We start from the raw sequence: 21,894 nt of genomic DNA on the forward strand, positions 1-21,894 counted from the left end.
ACTGCGTGCACAGGATGGGCACGAAAGCTTGACGGCCGGATCGAACGTCCGGGGCCGAAGATCAAGTTTAGCAGAGACCGGCGGTGGGCTACGACCTGCGGTCGACTCCCCCGGTTCAGTCCTGGCTCTGCGCGCGGGCGGCGCGTGCCGTGTACCGCCCGTCGTCCGACGACACCTCGATGGCGAGCCCGAACGTCTCGCTCAGCGTCTGAGAGGTGAGCGTCTCGTCGAGCGGACCCGCGGCGACGACCTTGCCGGCCGAGAGCAGCAGCACATGGGTGAACCCCGTCGGGATCTCTTCGGCGTGGTGCGTGACGATGATCATGGCCGGCGACCGGTCGTCGCTGGCGTACCCCCCGAGCAGAGTGACGAGCTCTTCGCGCGAACCGAGGTCGAGGCTGGCCGCGGGCTCGTCGAGGATCAGCAACTCGGGGTCGGTCATCACGGAGCGTGCGATCTGCACGCGCTTCTGCTCGCCGTCGCTGAGCGTGCCGAAGGCCCTGTCCGCAAGCGAATCCAGCTTCCACTCGGCAAGCACACGACGAGCCCGACGGGAGTCGATCTCTTCGTACTCCTCGTGCCACCGCCCGGTCACCGAATACGCCGCCGTCATCACGACGTCGAGCACGCTCTCCCGCTTCGGGATGCGCTTCGCAAGTGCGCTGGATGCATATCCGATGCGCGGCTTCAGCTCCGCCAGCTCGGCCTTGCCGAGCTCCTCGTCGAGCACCGTGACGGTGCCGGAGGTGGGGTGAGACGCGGCAGCGGCGAGCTGGACCAGCGTGGTCTTGCCCGCTCCGTTCGGGCCGAGAATGACCCACCGCTGATCGGCCGTGACCGTCCAATCCACCGAGTCGAGGATCGCGTTCCCGTCGCGCACCACAGACACGGAGTTGAACGAGAGCACGGTGTTCGACATGGCATCTAGCCTAGCGGCGCACCGCTGGACCTCGTGTGTGCCCGCACCCCGTGGACGGCCCCGCTGATGAGCTACTGCGCAGCGAGGCGGCGGTACAGAGCGAGGGTCTGCTCGGCGATCGCCGCCCAGCCGAACTGCGTCTGCGCCCGCAGCCGGCCGGCCCTGCCCTGCTCGTGTGCGCGATCAGGGTCGGACACGGCGTCGGTGAGCGCCTCGGCGAGATCGGCGACGAAACGGTCGGGGTCCAGAGGCGTTCCCGTGCCGTCGGATGCCTGCTCGATCGGCACCAGGCTCCCCGTCACGCCGTTCTCGACGACCTCAGGTATGCCGCCCGTCGCCGTCGCCACGACGGGTAGCCCGCATGCCATCGCCTCCAGGTTCACGATCCCGAGGGGTTCGTAGATGGACGGGCAGACGAAGACCGTTGCCGCGCTCAGCAGCGCAGCGAGCTCGTTCTGTGCGAGCATCCGATCGATCCACACGACGTCTGCTCGGGAGGCCTGGAGATCCCGGACGAGCCCTTCGACCTCTGCCATGATCTCGGCGGTATCCGGAGCACCCGCGCACAGCACGAGCTGCACGTCTTCCGGCAGCGCGGCGGCGGCCCGCAAGAAGTACGGAAGGCCCTTCTGCCTGGTGATGCGTCCGACGAAGATGACGGTGCGCTTGTCGGGGTCCACGCCAAGCGAGCGCACCAGGTCGGGCTCGTCGACGATCCGCCAACGCTCCAGGTCGATCCCGTTGTAGATGACGTGGGTTCTGGCCGCGTCCACCTTCGGGTAGACGCGCAGAATGTCACGGCGCATGCCCTCGCTCACCGCGATCACGGCATCCGCCGTCTCGTACGCCTCTCGCTCCACCCAGCTCGACACGCGGTAGCCGCCGCCGAGCTGCTCGGCCTTCCACGGCCTCAGCGGTTCGAGGCTGTGCGCCGTGACCACGTGAGGGATGCCATGCAGCATGCTCGCCAGCCGCCCGCCGTGATTCGCGTACCACGTGTGGGAGTGCACGAGGCTCGCGCCCCCGGCATCCTGTGCGAACTGCAGGTCCACTCCCAGCGTGGCGATCGCCGGATTCGCCTCCGCAAGTTCGGCGGGTACTGCGTAGCCCGTGGTGTCGGTCTCGTCGCGTGGACCACCGAAGCAGCGAACCTGCACCTCGATCGAGCGGCGGAGCGCTCGCACCAGCTCCGTGACGTGCACCCCGGCTCCACCGTAGATATCCGGAGGGTACTCCCGAGTCAAGACGTCCACGCGCATGCGGACGACGCTAGTACAGCGGTACCGGCGGCTCTACTGTTGACTCATGACGGGCAAGAAGATCTTCGGCATCGTTTTGGCTGGTGGCGAGGGCAAGCGCCTCATGCCGCTGACGGCGGACAGGGCCAAGCCGGCTGTGCCGTTCGGCGGACAATACCGGCTCATCGACTTCGCCCTCTCGAACCTGGTCAATTCGGGGCTGAGGCAGATCGTCGTGCTCACCCAGTACAAATCGCACAGCCTCGACCGCCACGTATCTCAGACCTGGCGCATGTCGGGGCTGCTCGGTTCCTACATCGCTTCCGTGCCGGCCCAGCAACGTCTGGGGAAACGCTGGTTCTCCGGATCAGCGGACGCGATCCTGCAGAGCCTCAACCTGATCAGGGACGAGAAGCCCGACATCGTCGTCGTGGTCGGCGCAGACCACGTGTACCGCATGGACTTCGCCCAGATGCTGGATGCCCACATGGCCTCTGGTGCGGGCGCAACGGTTGCCGCGATCCGCCAGCCGATCTCGCTCGCCGACCAGTTCGGCGTGATCGAAGTGGACCCGGCACGGCGCGACCGCATCGCGGCGTTCCGTGAGAAGCCACGGGACCCGGTCCCGCTTCCCGATGCGCCCGACGAGGTGCTGGCATCCATGGGCAACTACGTGTTCGACGCCCAGGCGCTCATCGAGGGCGTGCAGCGTGACGGTGAGCGGCCCGACTCGAACCACGACATGGGAGGCGACATCATCCCCGACTTCGTCTCGAGGGGAGATGCGGCCGTCTACGACTTCCAGCGCAACGATGTTCCCGGATCGACCGACCGCGACCGCTACTACTGGCGCGACGTGGGAACCATCGACTCGTTCTTCGAGGCGCACCAGGACCTCGTGGCAGCGCTACCGGTCTTCAACCTGTACAACGACCTCTGGCCGATCTTCAGTCAGCAGTTGAACTCTCCGCCGGCAAAGCTGGTGCGTGACGTGCGCGGCGCCATCGGCACCACCATCGACTCGATCGTGTCGCTCGGCTCCGTCATCAGCGGCGCCCACCTCGAGCGCAGCGTGCTCGGACCGTGGGCGAAGGTGGAGTCCGGCGCACACGTCGTCGACTCCGTCATCTTCGACCGAGCGATCATCGAACCTGGCTCGTTCGTGGGCAGGGCTATCCTCGACAAAGACGTCATCGTGAGCGAGGGGGCGAAGATCGGCGTCGACCCGGAGCGCGACCGCGCCCGCGGTTTCACCGTCACGCCGTCCGGGATCACCGTCGTCGGCAAGGGAGTTCACGTCCTTCCATGAGCATCGCCGAGTCCGCGTCCGCCCGCCTTCTCGTAGTGCTCGACGTGGACTCGACGCTCATCCACGATGAGGTGATCGAACTCCTCGCCGAGCATGCGGGCGCAGGCTCGCTGGTCGCAGACATCACGGAACGCGCCATGCGCGGCGAACTCGACTTCGCGCAAAGCCTCAGGGAACGGGTCGCGACGTTGCGCGGGCTGCGGGAGTCGGTCTTCGTCGACGTCGCGAGCCGGATCCGCATCACCGACGGCGTACCGGAGCTGGTGGATGCCGTGCATGCGGCAGGCGGGATCGTCGGCGTGGTCTCTGGCGGGTTCCACGAGCTCGTCGACGGGCTGGCCGAGCGGCTGCACCTGGACCTGTGGCGGGCGAACAGGCTCCAGGTGATCGACGGCATCCTCACCGGAGAGCTGGACGGACCCGTCGTGGACGCCGCGGCGAAGGAGAGCGCACTTCGCGAGTGGGCGAAGGATGCCGGTACGCCGCTGAGCAGAACCGTCGCGATCGGAGACGGGGCGAACGATCTGCGCATGATGCAGGCTGCAGCGCTTTCTGTGGCGTTCTGCGCCAAACCAGCGGTGCGGGAGCAGGCGAACGTGGCCGTGGAGACGCGGGATCTCGCGCAGGTGCTCCCCCTCCTCGGCCTGCGCGGCTAGGAGGAGCCCCGGCCCGAGCCGTCGGTGCCCGGGCCGTTCTTTCGGGAGCCCTCGCCGGCACGGTCTTCGGTATCTGAGACGTCCGTCGTCGGACGCGGAGCAGACGGGCTCGCATCCGGCGCGGTAGGCGTTTCCGGGCCGCCCGACGGGGCACCGAGCACGAGCACGTGCCCGTGTCCTGAGGGGGGAACCTCGGCCTCGTTCGAGACATCCTCGTCGTCGGAGGCCTCGAACGGTATCGGTGTGCCGGTCAGGGCTGGCTTGGCAGCCGCCGTCGTCGGCCCGAGTGCGGTGCGCGAGCGCCCGGTCCACCTGGTCAGCGGAAGGTATCCGTCGAGTGATTCGTCCTCGATCTCCTCGTCGGTGAACGCCTTGCGTGCCTGCTTGCGCACACGTTCCGCCTCACGCTGTTGCTCGGCCGGGTCGTCGGCGTTGAGCCTGCGGTATTCCCGGATCGCGCCGCGCCAGAGCAGGAAGAAGCCGATCAGGGCGAAGAGGATCCACTGGATCATGTACGAGTAGTGGTAGCCGACTCCCTCTGCTGGCGGGGTGACCTGGATGCGGCCGAGGCCCTGCCCCGACGACCGAGGCGACACGAGAACGCCCCACGCCTGCGAATACACCGACCCGCCCACGACGGGCGCGAGCTCCGAGAGGTCGACCGACTCGATCTGGTGGGCCTGCACGCCGCCCTCGCCGCGCTTCGCCTGGCTCGGCTGGAGGCGCGCCACGACGTCGATGTCACCGCCTGGCGGTGCGGGCCTGGACACGGGCTTCGACATGTCGGCCGAGGCTGCAACCCATCCCCTGTCGATGAGGAACGTCTCGCCGGATTCGACACGGAAGGCCGTGATGACGTCGAAGCCCGTTTCACCACTGCGCACGACGTTGCGCAGGTAGTACTGGTGCCGACTGTCCCACGTTCCATTCATGCTCACGGCACGCCAGACCTGCTGAGGCGAGTACGAGTCGAGCGCGGGCAGAGCCGACGACAGCGGCATGGTGGGTGCGGCGAAGTTCGACGAGTAGAGGCTGTTGTCCGCCGACGCTTCCCTGCCCCTGTCGTACTGCCACAGCGTGAGCCCTCCGCAAATCACCGCGAAGACGACGGCCGCTGCCATGTAGGCGATCCACCGCCCGGTGCGCAGGAACTGCCAACCGGTCAAGCCCTCTGTCACCGAGTCGTACACGGCAGCGGGTCGCGACAGGCCGCCGGCTGCGACCGGCCGTCGGGTCAGTTCCCCTGTTGCACGCGCTACTGCGTCAGCGCGTGCCCTGTCGGTAGACGTGCTCGATCCTCTCCAGCTGTTCGTGGCATCCAAGCCTCTCGGGTGTCGCTACCAGGCTAATGACCCATCCCCAGGCCGCCGTCGACCGGGATCAACGCGCCAGTGATGTATCCGGCGTCATCGGATGCCAGCCAGGCGACGGCCTTGGCGACGTCGGACGCCTCGCCGTACCGCCCAGCGGGGATGGCGCGCTTGTACTCGGCCTGCTGCTCGTCCGGCAGGGCGGCCGTCATGTCCGTCTCGATGAATCCGGGGGCGACGACGTTCGCGGTGATTCCGCGACCGGCCAGCTCACGGGTGAGCGATCGAGCCATGCCGACGAGGCCGGCCTTCGACGCCGCGTAGTTGACCTGCCCGGGCGAACCATACAAGCCGACCACGCTGGAGATGAGGATGAACCGGCCGAAGCGGGCTTTGAGCATCCCCTTCGATGCGCGCTTGACCACCCGGAATGCTCCACCGAGGTTGGTGTCGACCACCGAATCGAAGTCATCGTCGGTCATGCGCATCAGCAGCATGTCCCTGGTGATACCCGCGTTCGCAACCACCACCTCGACCGGGCCGAGCTCGGCCTCCACCGCCGAGAAGGCGGCATCGACCTGCTCGGTGTCCGTCACATCCGCCCGAACCGTCAGCGATCCGGCAGGGCCATCCCCGTTGCGTGCCGTCACCGCGACGCGGTGTCCCCGAGCGATGAACTCCTCGGCGATGGCGCGGCCGATGCCGCGATTACCTCCGGTGACTAGCACGGTGCGGGGTGTCGTCATGGGCAATCCTCGTGAAGTAGGCGGAACGCAAACGGGTCCCATTCTACGGGCGCCGGGCTGCGCCACGGCTCCGGCGCGGCCTCGCATCCGCGCGCTCTGGTCACGTTCGCACCGCGGCAACGCACGTAGGCTGGAGTTGCGGATCGCTCAGCTGATCCACTCGGGAGCCCACCATCATGAAGCGCGAATCGATCACGTCGCTGCCGGCCTCGCCGGCCGTCGACCGCAGTCATCGCATGATCGAGTACACGATCATGATGTCGATCCGTGTGCTGTGCCTGGTCTCGCTGATCTGGGTACGGGGCTGGTGGATCATGATCCCGGCGGCTGGCGCCATCTTTCTGCCCTACTTCGCCGTCGTGGTGGCCAACGTCGCCAAAGCCCGGCCGTCGGCTCCCGAGCGCCCCGGAAGCATCGTTCCCGTCGGCAGCATTCTGCCCCCGGCCGATGAGGAGCACCCTCAGGAAGGTGCGCCAGAGGATACTCATGGCCGGGCAGAAACTCCGGCCGACGATGACCTGCGCGATCACGCCGAGGAGCGGCAACACGGCCCGGATGCGTCAAGATGAGTCTGCTCGACTCGCTCGGGGGCGGCCCTGAGGTTCCGACCTGCTCGCGTGCCGGCTGTCGTGAACCGGCCACCTGGCGCATCGACTGGCGCAACCCGCGCATTCACACTCAGGACCGCCGCAAGACGTGGCTGGCGTGCGACGAGCACGTCGACTTCTTGCGCGGATTCCTCGACTCGCGCGACTTTCCGCTCGAGGTGACGTCTTTGACTGCCTCGGCGTGACTCAGGCCAGGGCGATCAGATCCGCGTAGTCCGCGTTCCAGTGGTCTTCGACGCCGTCGGGGAGGATGAGCACACGTTCCGGGTTCAACGCCTCGACAGCGCCTGGGTCGTGCGAGACCAGCACGACCGCTCCTTCGTAGTGCGCCAGGGCATCCAGAATCTGCTCCCGGCTGGCCGGGTCGAGGTTGTTCGTGGGCTCGTCGAGGAGCAGCACATTCGCGCCAGAAACCACGATCATCGCGAGTGCGAGCCTGGTCTTCTCCCCGCCGGAGAGCACGCCTGCCGGCTTGTGCACGTCGTCGCCGGTGAACAGGAACGAGCCGAGAACTCTGCGCGCCTCGGTCTCGGTGAGATTCGGCGAGCTCGAGACCATGTTCTGGAGCACCGTGCGGCCCACGTCGATGGTCTCGTGCTCCTGCGCGTAGTAGCCGATGCGCAGGCCGTGGCCGGGTTCGATGGCCCCGGTGTCGGGCACGTCGATGCCGCCGAGGATGCGTAACAGGGTGGTCTTCCCGGCGCCGTTGAGTCCGATGACCACGACCTTCGAGCCGCGGTCGATGGCCAGGTCGACAGCGGTGAAGATCTCCAGTGAGCCGTAGCTCTTGGAGAGATCGGATGCCATCAGCGGGGTTCGTCCGCACGGCGCGGGTGTGGGGAATCTCAGCTTCGCGACCCGATCGTCCTGTCGCGCCTCCTCGAGGCCCGAGAGCAGCTTCTCGGCGCGGGCGACCATCTGGTGGGCGGCTGCGGCCTTCGTCGCCTTCGCGCCGAACTTCGCGGCCTGCAACTGGAGGGCCGTCGCCTTCTTCTCGGCGTTGGCTCGTTCCTTCTTCCTGCGCTCCTCGTCGGCCGCGCGCTGGGCGAGGTAGTCCTTCCAGCCCATGTTGTAGACGTCGATGACCTGACGGTTGGCATCAAGGTAGAACACGCGGTTGACGGTCTCCCCCACGATCTCGACATCGTGGCTGATGACGATGAGGCCGCCCTTGTAGCCCTTGAGGAAGTCGCGCAGCCACACGACCGAGTCCGCATCGAGATGGTTTGTCGGCTCATCGAGGATCATCGTCTGCGCGTCCGAGTACAGGATGCGCGCGAGCTCGATGCGTCGTCGCTGGCCGCCTGACAGGGTCTTCAGCGGCTGATCGAGGATGCGATCGGGCAGCCCGAGATTGCTGGCGATCGATGCCGCCTCCGCTTCGGCGGCGTAACCGCCGAGCACGTGGAATCGTTCCTCGAGCCGGCCGTACTTCTTCATCGCAGCGGAGCTGATCGCCTCGTCGTCGCTCGCCATGTCGAGCGCGGCCTGCTGCATCTGCAGGGCAACCGTGCCGAGCCCCCTGGCGTCGAGGATGCGGGTGCGGGCGAGGTCTTCCGGGTTGCCGCTGCGCGGGTCCTGCGGCAGGTAGCCGATCTCGCCGCTGCGCTCGACCTTGCCGGCCGTTGGCAGGGTCTCCCCCGCCAGCACCTTGGTGAGGGTCGTCTTGCCCGCGCCGTTCCTCCCCACCAGTCCCACCTTGTCGCCCTCACCGACGCGGAACGACACGTTGGACATGAGGGTTCGCGCGCCGACGCGAATTTCGAGGTCGTGCACGGCGAGCACAGGCGTGTTCCAGTTCTGTCGGTCGGACGAGGGATGAGCGCGATCGCGCCATACAAGGGTACCGGAGCGCCCGATGCGTGTTTCCGGAGTACGAGAGTCCCCGCTCGCAAGACGCTCTACGAGGCGGCGGCCTGTACGCCGCCGTACGCAACCACGCGATCAGCCGACCGCGGCACGCCGCCGCTCGCGCGGCGTGCAAATGAATTCAGATCGCGAAGCCCAGGGCGCGCATCATGTCGCGGCCGTCTTCGGTGATGCGCTCCGGACCCCATGGCGGCATCCAGACCCAGTTGATGCGGAAGCGTTCCACGACGCCGTCGAGGGCCTCGGCCGTCTGCTCTTCGAGCACGTCGGTGAGCGGGCACCCTGCACTGGTCAGGGTCATGGAGATGACGAGTGCGTCGTTCTCGTCATCCCAGGCGAGGTCGTAGATGAGTCCGAGGTCGACGACGTTCACGCCGAGCTCGGGGTCCATCACGTCCTTGAGCGCCTCTTCGACCTGGTCGTAGAGGGAGGGAGCGAGCGTGGATGGCATGATTTCAGCCTACGCTTGCGTGCTCACCGGAGCAGGGTCTGCCTCGGGAAGCACGGCATCCGTGTCTGGCTCGCCCTCGGAGACGAAGCGCACGTAGCCCTCTTCCTCGAGGCTCTCGGCCAGTTCGGGGCCGCCCTCTTCCGCAACCCGTCCGGCGACGAAGACGTGCACGAAGTCGGGCTTGATGTAGCGCAGGATGCGCGTGTAGTGGGTGATGAGCAGAACGCCGAGGTTCGTGGTCTCGTGGGCGCGGTTGACACCCTCGGAGACGATCTTGAGCGCATCGATGTCGAGGCCGGAGTCAGTCTCGTCGAGCACTGCGAACTGCGGCTTCAGAAGCTCGAGCTGCAGGATCTCGTTGCGCTTCTTCTCACCGCCTGAGAAGCCCTCGTTGACGTTGCGGGAGGCGAAGGAGGAGTCCATCTTGAGGTTGGACATGGCCGTCTTGACGTCCTTGGTCCACGTTCGGATGGAGGGTGCCTCGCCGTCGATCGCCGTCTTCGCGGTACGCAGGAAGTTGGTGTTGGTGACACCCGGGATCTCGACCGGGTACTGCATGGCGAGGAAGAGCCCGGCACGTGCGCGCTCGTCCACAGTCATCGCGAGCACGTCCTGGCCGTCGAGCTCGATGGAACCCTGCGTGACCTTGTACTTCGGGTGTCCGGCGATGGTATAGGCCAGCGTCGATTTGCCGGAGCCGTTCGGCCCCATGATGGCGTGGATCTCGCCGGTGTTGATGGTGAGGTCGACGCCGCGCAGGATCTCTTTGGTGCCCTGGTCGGTCTCGACGGTGACGTGGAGGCCTCGGATGGCCAGCGTGGAAGCGGACTGGGTTGTCATGGATCAGAATGCTTTCGTGATGGTCGGGTCGATGAAGACGTTTCCGTCGATGAGCTCGACGGTGAAAACTGGGACCGGCTCATAGGCCGGGAGGTTCAGCGGCTTTCCGGAGAGCAGCGAGAACTGGGAGCCGTGCGCCCAGCACTCGATGGCCTCACCTTCGATGAATCCTTCGCTGAGCGAGATGTCGCCATGCGTGCAGGTGTCTCCGATGGCGTGGATGTCGCCGGCCGAGTCCTTCACGAGCGCGATCGGCACTCCGCCGACCACCACACGCTTCGCCTCGTTCTCGGCGAGATCCGCCTCGGAGCAGACGCGCTCGGCGCTCATGCCTGCGCTCCCGTGGCGACCGATCCCCCTGCCAGCTCCGCCTCGATGGCGGCCTGCAGGTGTTCCTCGAGCGCGGGCGATCCGATCTGCTGCACGACCTCGACGAGGAATCCGCGCACGACGAGGCGTCGCGCCTCGTCTTCTGGAATGCCTCGCGACTGCAGGTAGAACAGCTGCTCGTCGTCGAATCGGCCCGTCGCGCTGGCGTGGCCCGCGCCGACGATGTCGCCGATCTCGATCTCCAGGTTGGGCACGGAGTCTGCCCTTGCACCGTCGGTGAGCACGAGGTTGCGGTTCTGCTCGTAGCTGTCGGTGCCCACCGCGTTCTGCCCGATGAGAACGTCGCCGATCCATACCGTGTGAGCGGATGCCCCCTGCAGTGCGCCCTTGTAGGTCACGCGGCTGCGCTGGTGCTGCTCGTCGTGGAAGACGTAGACCTGATGCTCGATGTACTGGCCGGCATCCGCGAAGTACGCGCCGTACGCCTCGATCTCGGCTCCCGGGCCTGCGAGGTGCACCGCCGGGTTCAGTCGGATGAAGGATCCGCCGAGCGAGACGACGACGTGCTTGAGGCGCGCGTCGCGGCCGACAGAGGCGAAGTGAGTCGAGACGTGCCTGGAGGCATCCGTCCACTCCTGCACGCTCACCACCGTGAGCTTCGCACCGGCGTCGAGCACGAGTTCGATGTTCTCGGTGAGGCTGGCGTCTCCCATGTTGCGCAGCAGCAGAGTCGCGTTGCTGCCCTCGGTCGCGTGGATGACGGTGTGCGCTGCACGGTCGGAGAGCCCGAGCGATGCTCGCGTGAGGCTTGCCTCCCCCGCATCTCCCGAGATGGTCACGAGCAGGGCGTCGTCGAACGACGTCCACGCGTTCGCGGATGCCTTCTCCTCAGGGATGCCTGCGGCGCCGATGAGCGCGTGGTCGCGTCGCACCCATTGAGCGCTGACGCTGCCCGTGCCCGTCGCCGAGCTCAGCTCGTAGTCGTACCGTGATCCGTCAAGCCCCGGCTCGAACAGCCGCGCGATGCGCGCAACCGGCGTGTAGCGCCAGGTGGCCTCGCGGCCGGTCACGGCGCCGAAGTCCGCGACGTCTGTCGACGTGAAGCGCTCTGATCGAGTCTGTACCGGGATGAAGGTGGGTTCCGTCTCGGTGATGGTCATGCCTGGCGCACTCGCCTTTCAATCGTGATTGAAGGGTTCAACCCACACTGCCTTCCATGCCCATCTCGATGAGCTTGTTGAGCTCGAGCGCGTACTCCATGGGCAGCTCCCGGGCGATGGGCTCGATGAAGCCGCGCACGATCATCGCCATCGCCTCGTCCTCCGGCATGCCGCGGCTCATCAGGTAGAACAGCTGCTCTTCGCTCACGCGCGAGACGGTCGCCTCGTGGCCGAGCTGCACGTCGTCGACGCGGATGTCGATGGACGGGTAGGTGTCGCTTCGCGAGATGGTGTCGACCAGGAGCGCGTCGCAACGCACTGTGTTCGCCGCGTGGTGGGCATCTTTCTCCACGCGCACCTCTCCGCGGTAGCCGGCCCGGCCGCCACCTCGGGCGATCGACTTGGAGACGATCGACGACTGCGTGTACGGCGCCATGTGGATCATCTTGGCGCCGGCATCCTGGTGTTGCCCCGGTCCGGCGAACGCCACGGAGAGCGTCTCGCCCTTGGCGTGGGCACCCGCCAGGTAGATGGACGGGTACTTCATGGTCACCTTGGACCCGATGTTGCCGTCGATCCACTCCATGGTGGCGCCCTCATGCGCGATGGCACGCTTGGTCACGAGGTTGTACACGTTGTTCGACCAGTTCTGGATGGTCGTGTAGCGCACGCGTGCGCCCTTCTTCACGACGATCTCGACGACGGCCGAGTGCAGCGAGTCCGACTTGTAGATGGGCGCCGTGCAGCCCTCGATGTAGTGAACGTAGCTGTCTTCGTCGGCGATGATGAGCGTGCGCTCGAACTGGCCCATGTTCTCCGTGTTGATGCGGAAGTAGGCCTGAAGCGGGATCTCGACGTGCACGCCCTTCGGCACGTAGACGAACGATCCGCCCGACCACACGGCAGTGTTGAGCGACGCGAACTTGTTGTCGCCCGCAGGGATGACGGTGCCGAAGTACTCCTCGAAGAACTCCGGGTGCTCGCGGAGGGCCGTGTCGGTGTCCATGAAGATGACGCCCTGGGCCTCGAGGTCTTCGCGGATCTGGTGGTACACGACCTCCGACTCGTACTGAGCCGCGACGCCGCCGACCAGGCGCTGACGCTCCGCCTCGGGGATGCCGAGCTTCTCGTAGGTGTTCTTGATGTCTTCGGGAAGGTCGTCCCAGGTCTGCGCCTGCTTCTCCGTGGACCGGACGAAGTACTTGATGTTGTCGAAGTCGATCTCGGAGAGGTCTGCTCCCCACGTGGGCATCGGTTTGCGCTGGAAGAGCTGGAGCGCCTTGAGACGGCGCTGAAGCATCCATTCCGGCTCGTTCTTCAGAGCCGAGATGTCGCGCACGACCTGGTCTGAAAGCCCTCGCCTGGCGGTCGCGCCCGCCGCGTCTGAATCGGACCATCCGAATTCGTACTGGCCGAGACCGGCGAGTTCGGGACGGTCGATGAGAACGTCTGACATTGTGATTACCTCGTTTTCCTGCCGCCCGTGACCGGCTTCAGACCGGCTCCGACCTCGATCGCGTGTCGCCGCGGGTCGACGACACCGAGGATCGGATTGTGCGGATGGCTTGCGAGTGCCAACGGTGCACTCCTGAACCCCCCGATTCTACAGGGCGGGGCACGCCGCCGGTCGAATACGCAGCGGGCTCTACGGTTGGGCGTTCGCGTCTTGCCGTCTGGGACGCCGAATCAGTGCCCCGCGTAGGCGGCGGCGATCTCCTGAGGGGAAGCCCACTTGCCGTAGGTGGGCGACTTGGGCCAGCCGGTCGGGGAGTCCTGCCACTCCTCCTGCCGGCCGTACGGCAGTAGGTCGATGAGCGGGAAGGTGTGGCTGACCTGTTCGACGCCCCTGCCGTTCGTGTGCCACGTGCGGTAGACGTCGTCGCCGTCGCGCAGAAACACGTTGAGGGCGAATCCGCCGCCCTTGGGGGCGCCGACGTCTGCGCCGAACTCGCTGTTCGCGGTCGAATACCACGTCATGCGGTTGCCGACGCGCTCCTTGTATTCGAGCGCCTGGTCGATGGGGCCCTGGGTCACGATGACGAAGCGGGCGTCATATGCCTCGAGGAACTCGAGTCTCGTGAACTGCGACGTGAAGCCCGTGCAGCCCGGGCACTGCCACTCCTCATCGTCGAACCACATGTGGTTGTAGACGATCAGCTGTGGTGCCCCCTCGAAAACGTCGACGAGTCGCACGGGCCCATGCTCGCCCTCGAGCGTGTAGTCGGGCATCCGCACCATGGGCAGCCGTCTGCGCTGTGCCGCTATGGCATCCAGCTCTCTCGTCGCGGCCTTCTCGCGCACGCGAAGCGCTTCCAGTTCCCGCTGCCAGGTCTGTGCGTCGACCACTGGAGGTAGTGCGCTCATGAGATCTCCCCGGTTCGATTCGGAATGGGTATTCGATGCCGATGACCTCCACGCTATGCCGACCTGGTGACAACGACCAGGGGCAGATGCTCGATCAGCGGTCCGCGAGCGAGCCGGCGATCCCGCCAACCGAGAAGTACCTGTTCAGCACCGCGAACAGGATGAGCGGCGGCAGCACGATGACCAGGATGAGGCCGGGAGTTCGCGCCGCCTGAAGGCCGATGGGCAGCGTGTAGAGCGCATTCGATTTGATGAACACGAGCGCGACCAGGTAGTCGTTCCAGGTGAGCAGGAAGCAGTAGATCGCCGTCGAGACGATGCCTGGCCAGCAGCTCGGCAGCACGATGCGGAGGAACGAGCCGAAGACGCTGCAGCCGTCCAGCCAGGCCGACTCCTCCAGGCGAACGGGCACGGAGTCGATCGCGGAGGTGAGCATCCAGATCGCGACGGCGACGGAGAGGCCGATGTAGATGAGGGTGATCCCACCAAGGGAATCGACGAGCCCGGCACCGGCGAAGAGCACGAACAACGGGATCACGAGCACCACGACCGGCAGGGACTGAACGACGAAGAGCACGAGCGACGACACGGAGACGAATCGTCCCCGCGCCCGCGAAAGTGCGTAGGCCGCCGGCGCCGCAACGCCGATGGCGACAACCGTGGTCGTCACCGACACCATGAGGCTGTTGCCCAACCAGGTGAGCGCGGGAGTGAACCGGAACGTGGCGAGGATGCCTGCGAGCGGGCCGCCTGGACCGCCGGGCGGCCCAGGCTGGAACGCCGCCGTCAGGGTGGGCAGGAGCGGGGAGATCACAAGCAGCGTGATCAGTGCCAGGGCGAGCATCCGTGCTGCGGCCGCGGCGCGCCCCGCACGCCTCGGCCGATTGCGATGCACTCAGCTCGCCCGTTCGGCCAAAGGCCTCGTGCGTTGCGTTTCGGCGACAGGCTGCTGCGCCGTGTGCACCCGCGGGAACAGGCCGGGGTTCACATCAAGGAGCACCCGCAGCGCACCGACCCAGACGAGTGCTGCGAACACCAGGTGCACCGCGACGAGAAGAGCAGGCAACGCGGTCAGGGCCTGGATGAGCCCGATGGCGGCCTGCACCACGACGACCACGATGAAGCCCACTGTGCGGCGCAGGGGAACGACGGCTCTGGCGCGCGCAAGCGTCGCGGCGAGCACAACGGCGACAACGAGCGTTGCCGTGCCCAGCACGCCGTGCACCGCAGTGATGGCCACCCAGTCGAACGCCATACGCGGCACTTCTGCGGTGTCGCCCGAGTGCGGCCCGGAGCCGGAGACGAGCGTTCCCACAACGATGAGCACGGCCGTAAGGGTGGCGAGCACCCAGCTGAGCACCCGGGCCGGCCTCGTGATGCGGGAGAGGGCATCGCCAGATACTGGCGCCTCTCGCACCCGGTGCCACGTGAGCGTGGTCGTGGTGAGCAGGCCCATGGCCATCACGAAGTGGAAGGCGACGACGTAGGGGTTCAGGCCCGTCCAGACGCTGATGCCTCCTGCGACGGCGTTGACCACGACAAGCCAGAACTGCGACCATGCCAGCCGCGTGATGCTGTGCACCCGCGGCTTCTGCAGCCGTGCCGCGATGATCACCCACGCAACGGCGAAGCACAGCACGACCGTGAGCATGCGGTTGGAGAACTCGATGACGGCGTGGATGCCCAGCTCGGGAGTCGGCGAGAGCGAGCCCGCTTCGCATGTCGGCCAGGTGGGGCATCCCAGTCCCGAACCGGTGACTCTGACGACTCCCCCGCCCAAGACGATGAGGATGCTCACCACGAGGGACGCGGTGGAGGCCCACCTGAGCGAACGCGGGGAGAGCGTGTAGCGGTCGGCGAGGGCGCCGAGGGGTGTCTTGAGCGCCACGATCAGAACGGCAGCAGGGGGTCGATGGCGATCGCCAGGAAGAGCACGGAGAGATAGGTGATGGAACCGTGGAACACGCGCATCGGCGACGGGTTCTCGTGGCGGATCGCCAACGCGTAGAGCCTGTGCGTCTCGTAGATGAACCACACGCCGGCCGCGAGGGCTGTGACCGTATAGACGACGCCCATGTGAGCGACGGGAATGAGCAGAAGCGAGCAGGCGATGGTCGCCCATGCGTACAGGATGACCTGGAGGCCGACCGCCGCGCGCCCTCGCGTGACGCCGAGCATGGGAACTCCGACCGACTTGTAGTCGTCGCGGTACTTCATCGACAGCGGCCAGTAGTGCGGAGGGGTCCAGAGGAACACGACCCCGAAGAGGATGAACGGAGCCCAGTCGAGCGAGCCGGTCACGGCGGCCCAGCCGATCAGCACAGGGAAGCACCCCGCGATGCCGCCCCAGATGATGTTCTGCTGGGTGCGCCGCTTCAGCCAGAGCGTGTAGACGAACACGTAGAAGACGATGGCGACGACCGAAAGCAATGCCGCCAGCCAGTTGGTGGTGAAGTACAGCCAGACAGTGGATGCGACGGCGAGCGCCCATGAGAAGACATACGCTTCGCGCGGCGTCAGCTCTCCCGTCACCAGAGGACGGTTCTTGGTGCGCGCCATGACCTTGTCGATGTCGCGGTCGATGTAACAGTTGAACGCCGCGGCAGAACCTGCACTCATTGCGCCGCCGATCACGGTGGCCGCGATGAGCCAGATGTCGGGTACGCCGCCTGCTGCAAGGAACATGACCGGGATGGTGGTCACGAGCAGCAGCTCCATCACCCGCGGTTTGGTGAGGGCGACGTATGCGGCGAACTTGCGCCGGAACCCGATTCTGGCCGGTGTTGCCCGGCTCTCAACGGCTACGTCCATCGCTCCTCAATCGCTTCTGACCCGTTCGTCGAGTCTAACGTGGCTGCGCGGCCGAAGACTCACCCCGGGTCTGCAGCACCAGCCGGTACGCCCGATTCTCTCCTCGATCCCGTGCTCCGCGCGGAGCGCAGGCGCCGCCGGATGCGGCCGATTCCGTTTTGTCGGGTCGCCACAGAAGGAGGCCGCTCAGGGCCGCCCCAATCTGGCAATCTCCCTATACTTGGGTGTGCTCGCCTATCGATGCGCGCCTGTTCCGCCAGCACCTCACTGGTTCGCGAACGCGCACGCATGGGTGCCGAAGATGTCAGGGCGCGCGCACTACCTCTCACTGGTGCGGGTCCGTTCGACGGGCCCGTCGTCGCACCGACCAACATAAGAAGGGTCAGTCTCAAAGTGGCAGCACTGCAATGGGATCCCATTGACAACAAGGCCGTCGACACCGCGCGCATCCTCGCAGCGGACGCCGTGGAGAAGGTGGGCAACGGGCATCCCGGCACTGCCATGAGCCTGGCTCCGGCCGCCTACCTCCTGTTCCAGCGCGTCATGCGCCGCGACCCGAAGGATCAGCACTGGCTGGGGCGTGACCGTTTCGTGCTCTCGGCCGGGCACAGCTCCCTGACCCAGTACGTTCAGCTCTACCTCGGCGGTTATGGTCTCGAGCTCGACGATCTCAAGGCGTTGCGCACGTGGGGCTCACTGACCCCCGGTCACCCGGAATACGGACACACCGACGGCGTGGAGATCACGACTGGCCCGCTGGGCCAGGGCCTCTCCTCCGCCGTCGGTTTCGCATATGCGGCCAGGTACGAGCGCGGGCTGTTCGACCCCGACGCCGCTCCCGGCACCAGCCCGTTCGACCACTTCGTCTACGTGATCGCCAGCGACGGCGACCTCGAAGAGGGCATCACGAGCGAGGCATCCTCGCTCGCCGGGCACCAGGAGCTCGGCAACCTGGTGGTGCTGTACGACAGCAACCAGATCTCCATCGAGGACGACACGAACATCGCCTTCACCGAAGACGTCAAGGCGCGCTACGAGGCGTACCACTGGCACGTGCAGGTCGTGGACTGGAAGAAGACCGGCCAGTACGTGGAAGACGTGCAGGAGCTCTTCGACGCCATCGAAGAGGCCAAGGCCGTCACCGACAAGCCGTCGATGATCATCCTCAAGACCATCATCGGATGGCCGAGCCCGAAGAAGCAGAACACGGGCAAGATCCACGGCTCCGCACTGGGTGCGGACGAACTGCGTGCCGTCAAGGAGGTGCTCGGATTCGACCCGGAGCAGACCTTCCAGGTGGCGGACGAGGTGCTCGAGCACACGCGCAAGGCCGTCGAGCGCGGTGCGGAGCAGCGCGAGCAGTGGCAGGCCGGCTTCGATGCGTGGGCGGAGGCGAACCCCGAGCGCAAGGCGCTGCTCGACCGGCTGCTGACCGGCGAACTCCCCGAGGGCGTCGAAGAGGCGCTCCCCGTGTTCGAGCCGGGCAAGGACGTCTCCACGCGCGCCGCAGGCGGAAAGGTGCTGAACGCCATCGCACCGCTGGTGCCCGAGCTGTGGGGCGGTTCGGCGGACCTGGCGGAGTCCAACAACACCACGATCGAGTCAGGTGCATCCTTCGTGCCGACCGAGCGTTCGACGCACGAGTGGAGCGGTAACCCCTACGGGCGCGTGCTGCACTTCGGCATCCGCGAGCACGCGATGGCCGCGATCCTCAATGGCATCGTGCTGCACGGTCCGACACGTCCGTTCGGCGGCACCTTCCTCATCTTCAGCGACTACCAGCGTCCGTCGCTGCGTCTTGCCGCGCTGATGAACATCCCGACGATCTTCGTCTGGACGCACGACTCCGTCGCGCTCGGCGAGGACGGCCCGACCCACCAGCCGATCGAGCAACTCGAGACCCTGCGGGCCATTCCCAACTTCACGCTCGTGCGCCCAGGCGACGCGAACGAGGTCGCATACGCGTGGCTCGAGTTGCTCAAGCGTCGAGGCGGCCCCACGGGAATCGCCCTCACACGCCAGAACATCGCGGTGTTCGAGCGCGGCGACGGCGAGGCATCCGGCGACACGTTCGCCTCGGCCGCGAACGTGTCGAAGGGCGGATACGTGCTGGCCGAGGCGCCGAACGGCACGCCAGACGTCATCATCATCGCGACAGGCTCCGAGGTGCAGCTTGCCGTGAATGCGCGCGAAGCACTCAAGGCCGACGGCGTCAACGCCCGTGTCGTCTCCATGCCGAGCCAGGAGTGGTTCGAGGAGCAGAGCGCCGAGTACAAGGAGTCGGTGCTGCCGGCATCCGTGACGGCCCGCGTCTCTGTGGAGGCCGGCCGGTCGCTCACCTGGCGTCCGTACGTCGGAGACAAGGGCAGGAGCGTCTCGATCGAGCACTTCGGCGCATCGGCCGACTACAAGACGCTGTTCCAGAAGTTCGGCATCACGACGGAGGCCGTCGTGAACGCTGCCAAGGAGACGCTCGCCGCCCAGTAGGCGCGAGCGGACGGCAGACGAGAAGAAAAGCCAGAGAAGAAGAGGCGAGAGAAATGACCGAATCCAGCACCGCACGTCTCGCGGCTGAGGGCGTGAGCATCTGGCTCGACGACCTGTCGCGCCAGCGCATCGCATCGGGTGGCCTGCAGAAGCTGATCGACACCCGCGACGTCGTCGGCGTCACGACGAACCCCACGATCTTCGCAACAGCGCTCTCCAAGGGTGAGGCGTACGACGAGCAGGTGCGCCAGCTCGCCGCCGAGGGCAAAGACGTGCACGACGCCGTCTTCGAGATCACGACAACGGATGTCCGCAACGCGGCAGACGTGTTCGCTCCCGTCTACGAGGCATCCGGCGGGCAGGACGGCCGGGTGTCGATCGAGGTCGAGCCCGGACTCGCGCACGATGCGGCCGGAACCACCGAGGAGGCCAAGCGCCTCTGGGCCAAGGTGGACAAGCCCAACGCGATGATAAAGATTCCGGCGACCGTCGAGGGTCTCGAGGCCATCGCGGCGGCCACGGCGGTGGGCATCAGCGTCAACGTCACGCTGATCTTCAGCCTCGAGCGCTACCGCCAGGTCATCAACGCGTACCTGACCGGTCTCGAGCAGGCGAAGTCGGCGGGCATCGACCTGTCGACGATCCGCTCCGTCGCTTCGTTCTTCGTCTCGCGTGTCGACACCGAGATCGACAAGCGACTCTCGGCGCTTGGCACGGAAGAGGCGAACACGCTCAAGGGCAGGGCCGCCGTCGCCAACGCCCGGCTGGCCTACCAGGCCTTCGAGCAGGCGTTCGACTCGGAGCGCGCCAAGGTGCTGCTGAACGCGGGCGCCAACAAGCAGCGCCCGTTGTGGGCGTCGACCGGTGTGAAGGACCCGTCGTACTCGGACACCATGTACGTCACCTCGCTCGTTGCGCCCGACGTCGTGAACACGATGCCTGAGAAGACTCTCGAGGCGACGTTCGACCATGGCGAGATCACGGGCAACACGATCGCCGGCACGTACGACGAGGCCAACGAGGTGCTCGACAAGATCGCCGCCGTCGGAATCTCGTACGACGACGTCACGCAGACGCTTGAAGACGAGGGCCTCGAGAAGTTCAACGTGTCGTGGAAGGAACTGCTCGACACCGTGACCACCGCGCTCGAACAGGCCGGCGCGAAGGAGACCGTGCAGTGAGCTTCAGGATCCACGTAACGGGCGAGGCGGAAGCAGCCGTCAAGGCGGTCGTTCCGGGCCTCGTCAAGGATCTCGTGGCCTCAGGCATCACCGCGCAGGACGCGGCGCTCTGGGGGCCAGACGCGGAGTCCGAGGCGGGCATCCGTCTCGGATGGACGGAAGCGGTCTCGATCTCGCGCCCGCTCGTTCCGCAGATCGTCGCACTTCGCGAGAAGTTCCTCGCCGCCGGCGTCGACCACTTCGTGCTCGGCGGCATGGGCGGTTCGTCGCTCGCCCCCGAGGTGATCACGCGCACCGGCAACCTCGAGCTGACCATTCTCGACACGACCGACCCCGGCCAGGTGCTCGCCGCACTGAACGACCGGCTCGAGACCAGCGTGCTCATCGTCTCGTCCAAGTCGGGTTCGACCGTGGAGACCGACAGCCACCGCCGCACCTACGAGAAGGCGTTCCGCGACGTCGGCATCGACCCCGCCGAGCGCATCGTTGTCGTCACCGACCCGGGCTCGCCGCTGGACAAGTCCGCTCGCGAAGCCGGTTACACGGTGTTCAACGCGGACCCGAATGTGGGCGGCCGCTATTCGGCCCTGACCGCGTTCGGACTCGTGCCTTCCGGGCTCGCCGGATTCGACATCGAGGAGCTGTTGCAGGAGGCCGAGACGATCTCGCTCGAGCTCGCCATCGACGACGAGACCAATCCCGGTCTCATCCTTGGTGCGGCAATCGCGGGCACCAAGCCGTTGCGCGACAAGCTCGGCATCATCGCCGACGGCACCCACATCGTCGGGTTCGCCGACTGGGCCGAGCAGCTGATCGCCGAATCGACGGGCAAGGAGGGTAAGGGACTCCTCCCCGTCGTGCTCGACACGACATCGCCCGAGCTGGAGGAGAAGCTCCCCGACCTGCAGGTCGTGCGCCTCGTGGACAACGCGGGCGCCCACCACCTCTTCCCTGCCGATCGCCACAAAGGCGAGATCCTGGTGTCCGGTTCGCTTGGGGCGATGTTCCTGGTGTGGGAGTACGCGGTAGCGGTCGCCGGCCGCGTCCTCGGGATCAACCCGTTCGACCAGCCCGACGTGGAGTCCGCGAAGAACGCGGCCCGTGGTCTGCTCGACGCCCGACCGGAGCCGACGGAGCCGGCATTCGTCGACGGAGGCATCGAGGTGCGCGGCGACGCAGCACTGCTCGGCGACGCGACGACGGTCGACGCCGCAATCGGGAAGCTCCTGGCGCAGCTGCCGAGCGACGGCTATGTGGCCGTGCAGGCCTACGTGAACCGGGTGGCGCTGCCGCAGCTTGCAGGCATCCGCGACCTTCTGGCGGCTCGCTCGAAGCGGCCCGTCACGTTCGGCTGGGGACCCCGCTTCCTGCACTCGACCGGCCAGTTCCACAAGGGCGGACCCGCCGTCGGCGTGTTCCTCCAGATTCTGGCGCGCGAGTCTGACGACCTCCAGGTACCCGACCGCCCATTCACGTTCGGCCAGCTGATCAATGCTCAGGCGAACGGGGATGCCGCGGTGCTCGCCGATCACGGACGTCCGGTTCTCACGCTCACGCTCACCGACCCCGCCGCGGACATCGAGACGCTGTTCGGCGACGTGGACGACTGAACCGA

21 protein-coding genes are annotated in these 21,894 nt (G+C 66.6%); 7 read left to right on the forward strand and 14 right to left on the reverse strand.

From position 1 onward, the window contains the following. Positions 1–115: 115 nt before the first annotated feature. On the reverse strand, positions 116–919 hold the full coding sequence (locus tag ACO2Q7_RS01005) for an ABC transporter ATP-binding protein (protein ID WP_423353785.1): 804 nt from the start codon (positions 917–919) through the stop codon (positions 116–118). 71 nt (positions 920–990) lie between these two features. Beyond that, the gene (gene glgA / locus ACO2Q7_RS01010; protein ID WP_423353786.1) at positions 991–2,178 is read right to left on the reverse strand and encodes a glycogen synthase; all 1,188 of its coding nucleotides are present in this window, start codon (positions 2,176–2,178) and stop codon (positions 991–993) included. Between the two features lie 46 nt (positions 2,179–2,224). Between glgA and ACO2Q7_RS01015 the strand changes: the two genes are divergently transcribed. Together ACO2Q7_RS01015 and serB are read left to right on the forward strand one after the other, a co-directional pair. Next, on the forward strand, positions 2,225–3,466 hold the full coding sequence (locus ACO2Q7_RS01015) for a glucose-1-phosphate adenylyltransferase (protein WP_423353787.1): 1,242 nt from the start codon (positions 2,225–2,227) through the stop codon (positions 3,464–3,466). Next, positions 3,463–4,122 (forward strand): phosphoserine phosphatase SerB, encoded by a 660-nt coding sequence (gene serB, locus ACO2Q7_RS01020; protein ID WP_423353788.1) that lies wholly within the window; start codon positions 3,463–3,465, stop codon positions 4,120–4,122. The genes ACO2Q7_RS01015 and serB overlap by 4 nt, the downstream gene beginning before the upstream one ends. On the opposite strand, the gene ACO2Q7_RS01025 is transcribed toward serB, so the two are convergent. Both ACO2Q7_RS01025 and ACO2Q7_RS01030 read right to left on the reverse strand, forming a co-directional pair. After that, a complete protein-coding gene (locus ACO2Q7_RS01025) occupies positions 4,119–5,444 on the reverse strand; it encodes an SURF1 family protein (protein ID WP_423353789.1) in 1,326 nt (441 codons plus the stop codon). The genes serB and ACO2Q7_RS01025 overlap by 4 nt on opposite strands. Positions 5,445–5,467: 23 nt before the next feature. Beyond that, on the reverse strand, positions 5,468–6,178 hold the full coding sequence (locus ACO2Q7_RS01030; protein ID WP_423353790.1) for a beta-ketoacyl-ACP reductase: 711 nt from the start codon (positions 6,176–6,178) through the stop codon (positions 5,468–5,470). Between the two features lie 176 nt (positions 6,179–6,354). Between ACO2Q7_RS01030 and ACO2Q7_RS01035 the strand changes: the two genes are divergently transcribed. Then, a complete protein-coding gene (locus tag ACO2Q7_RS01035; RefSeq protein ID WP_423353791.1) occupies positions 6,355–6,747 on the forward strand; it encodes a DUF3099 domain-containing protein in 393 nt (130 codons plus the stop codon). Further along, the gene (locus ACO2Q7_RS01040; RefSeq protein WP_423353792.1) at positions 6,744–6,971 is read left to right on the forward strand and encodes a hypothetical protein; all 228 of its coding nucleotides are present in this window, start codon (positions 6,744–6,746) and stop codon (positions 6,969–6,971) included. Before ACO2Q7_RS01035 ends, ACO2Q7_RS01040 begins: the two co-directional genes overlap by 4 nt. A gap of 1 nt (position 6,972) precedes the next feature. Here ACO2Q7_RS01040 and ACO2Q7_RS01045 read toward each other — a convergent pair whose 3' ends face one another. The 10 genes from ACO2Q7_RS01045 to ACO2Q7_RS01090 form a co-directional block, all read right to left on the reverse strand. Next, positions 6,973–8,571, reverse strand: a complete 1,599-nt coding sequence (locus ACO2Q7_RS01045; RefSeq protein ID WP_423353793.1) for an ABC-F family ATP-binding cassette domain-containing protein — start codon at positions 8,569–8,571, stop codon at positions 6,973–6,975. A 205-nt stretch (positions 8,572–8,776) separates the two neighbouring features. Next, entirely contained in the window at positions 8,777–9,106 is a 330-nt protein-coding gene (locus tag ACO2Q7_RS01050) for a metal-sulfur cluster assembly factor (RefSeq protein WP_423353794.1), read from the reverse strand. A 9-nt stretch (positions 9,107–9,115) separates the two neighbouring features. Beyond that, positions 9,116–9,946, reverse strand: coding sequence for a Fe-S cluster assembly ATPase SufC (sufC, locus tag ACO2Q7_RS01055; RefSeq protein WP_423353795.1), 831 nt, complete (start codon positions 9,944–9,946; stop codon positions 9,116–9,118). A 3-nt stretch (positions 9,947–9,949) separates the two neighbouring features. Beyond that, the gene (locus ACO2Q7_RS01060) at positions 9,950–10,276 is read right to left on the reverse strand and encodes a non-heme iron oxygenase ferredoxin subunit (protein ID WP_423353796.1); all 327 of its coding nucleotides are present in this window, start codon (positions 10,274–10,276) and stop codon (positions 9,950–9,952) included. After that, on the reverse strand, positions 10,273–11,436 hold the full coding sequence (sufD, locus tag ACO2Q7_RS01065) for a Fe-S cluster assembly protein SufD (protein WP_423353797.1): 1,164 nt from the start codon (positions 11,434–11,436) through the stop codon (positions 10,273–10,275). Before sufD ends, ACO2Q7_RS01060 begins: the two co-directional genes overlap by 4 nt. 37 nt (positions 11,437–11,473) lie before the next feature. After that, complete coding sequence (gene sufB, locus ACO2Q7_RS01070; RefSeq protein WP_423353798.1) at positions 11,474–12,892, reverse strand: Fe-S cluster assembly protein SufB; 1,419 nt, start codon at positions 12,890–12,892, stop codon at positions 11,474–11,476. A gap of 230 nt (positions 12,893–13,122) precedes the next feature. Further along, positions 13,123–13,800, reverse strand: coding sequence for a DUF899 domain-containing protein (locus ACO2Q7_RS01075; RefSeq protein ID WP_423353799.1), 678 nt, complete (start codon positions 13,798–13,800; stop codon positions 13,123–13,125). Between the two features lie 94 nt (positions 13,801–13,894). Next, a complete protein-coding gene (locus ACO2Q7_RS01080; protein ID WP_423353800.1) occupies positions 13,895–14,644 on the reverse strand; it encodes a carbohydrate ABC transporter permease in 750 nt (249 codons plus the stop codon). A gap of 51 nt (positions 14,645–14,695) precedes the next feature. After that, positions 14,696–15,688 (reverse strand): COX15/CtaA family protein, encoded by a 993-nt coding sequence (locus ACO2Q7_RS01085; RefSeq protein ID WP_423353801.1) that lies wholly within the window; start codon positions 15,686–15,688, stop codon positions 14,696–14,698. 2 nt (positions 15,689–15,690) lie between these two features. Further along, positions 15,691–16,611 (reverse strand): heme o synthase, encoded by a 921-nt coding sequence (locus ACO2Q7_RS01090; RefSeq protein WP_423353802.1) that lies wholly within the window; start codon positions 16,609–16,611, stop codon positions 15,691–15,693. A 393-nt stretch (positions 16,612–17,004) separates the two neighbouring features. On the opposite strand from ACO2Q7_RS01090, the gene tkt reads away from it, so the two are divergent. From tkt to ACO2Q7_RS01105, 3 genes are read left to right on the forward strand one after another with little or no spacing between them, the layout of a single operon-like run. Continuing rightward, complete coding sequence (tkt, locus tag ACO2Q7_RS01095; protein ID WP_423353803.1) at positions 17,005–19,098, forward strand: transketolase; 2,094 nt, start codon at positions 17,005–17,007, stop codon at positions 19,096–19,098. 53 nt (positions 19,099–19,151) lie between these two features. Then, a complete protein-coding gene (gene tal / locus ACO2Q7_RS01100; protein WP_423353804.1) occupies positions 19,152–20,279 on the forward strand; it encodes a transaldolase in 1,128 nt (375 codons plus the stop codon). After that, positions 20,276–21,889 carry a glucose-6-phosphate isomerase gene (locus ACO2Q7_RS01105; protein WP_423353805.1) on the forward strand — a complete coding sequence of 538 codons (1,614 nt, stop codon included), beginning with the start codon at positions 20,276–20,278 and terminating at the stop codon, positions 21,887–21,889. Before tal ends, ACO2Q7_RS01105 begins: the two co-directional genes overlap by 4 nt. Positions 21,890–21,894 lie beyond the last annotated feature (5 nt).

The sequence above is a fragment of the Rathayibacter sp. KR2-224 genome, from assembly GCF_049446075.1.
GTDB lineage: Bacteria > Actinomycetota > Actinomycetes > Actinomycetales > Microbacteriaceae > Humibacter.

Excerpts from the sequence above, each read along its gene's own strand:
- ACO2Q7_RS01040 (WP_423353792.1), top strand. The coding sequence starts at position 6,744 with ATGAGTCTGCTCGACTCGCTCGGGGGCGGCCCTGAGGTTCCGACCTGC.
- ACO2Q7_RS01080 (WP_423353800.1), bottom strand. The coding sequence starts at position 14,644 with ATGCTCGCCCTGGCACTGATCACGCTGCTTGTGATCTCCCCGCTCCTG.
- ACO2Q7_RS01015 (WP_423353787.1), top strand. The coding sequence starts at position 2,225 with ATGACGGGCAAGAAGATCTTCGGCATCGTTTTGGCTGGTGGCGAGGGC.
- glgA (WP_423353786.1), bottom strand. The coding sequence starts at position 2,178 with ATGCGCGTGGACGTCTTGACTCGGGAGTACCCTCCGGATATCTACGGT.
- sufC (WP_423353795.1), bottom strand. The coding sequence starts at position 9,946 with ATGACAACCCAGTCCGCTTCCACGCTGGCCATCCGAGGCCTCCACGTC.
- ACO2Q7_RS01030 (WP_423353790.1), bottom strand. The coding sequence starts at position 6,178 with ATGACGACACCCCGCACCGTGCTAGTCACCGGAGGTAATCGCGGCATC.
- tal (WP_423353804.1), top strand. The coding sequence starts at position 19,152 with ATGACCGAATCCAGCACCGCACGTCTCGCGGCTGAGGGCGTGAGCATC.
- ACO2Q7_RS01075 (WP_423353799.1), bottom strand. The coding sequence starts at position 13,800 with ATGAGCGCACTACCTCCAGTGGTCGACGCACAGACCTGGCAGCGGGAA.
- ACO2Q7_RS01090 (WP_423353802.1), bottom strand. The coding sequence starts at position 16,611 with ATGGACGTAGCCGTTGAGAGCCGGGCAACACCGGCCAGAATCGGGTTC.
- sufB (WP_423353798.1), bottom strand. The coding sequence starts at position 12,892 with ATGTCAGACGTTCTCATCGACCGTCCCGAACTCGCCGGTCTCGGCCAG.
- sufD (WP_423353797.1), bottom strand. The coding sequence starts at position 11,436 with ATGACCATCACCGAGACGGAACCCACCTTCATCCCGGTACAGACTCGA.
- ACO2Q7_RS01050 (WP_423353794.1), bottom strand. The coding sequence starts at position 9,106 with ATGCCATCCACGCTCGCTCCCTCCCTCTACGACCAGGTCGAAGAGGCG.
- serB (WP_423353788.1), top strand. The coding sequence starts at position 3,463 with ATGAGCATCGCCGAGTCCGCGTCCGCCCGCCTTCTCGTAGTGCTCGAC.
- ACO2Q7_RS01005 (WP_423353785.1), bottom strand. The coding sequence starts at position 919 with ATGTCGAACACCGTGCTCTCGTTCAACTCCGTGTCTGTGGTGCGCGAC.
- ACO2Q7_RS01060 (WP_423353796.1), bottom strand. The coding sequence starts at position 10,276 with ATGAGCGCCGAGCGCGTCTGCTCCGAGGCGGATCTCGCCGAGAACGAG.
- ACO2Q7_RS01035 (WP_423353791.1), top strand. The coding sequence starts at position 6,355 with ATGAAGCGCGAATCGATCACGTCGCTGCCGGCCTCGCCGGCCGTCGAC.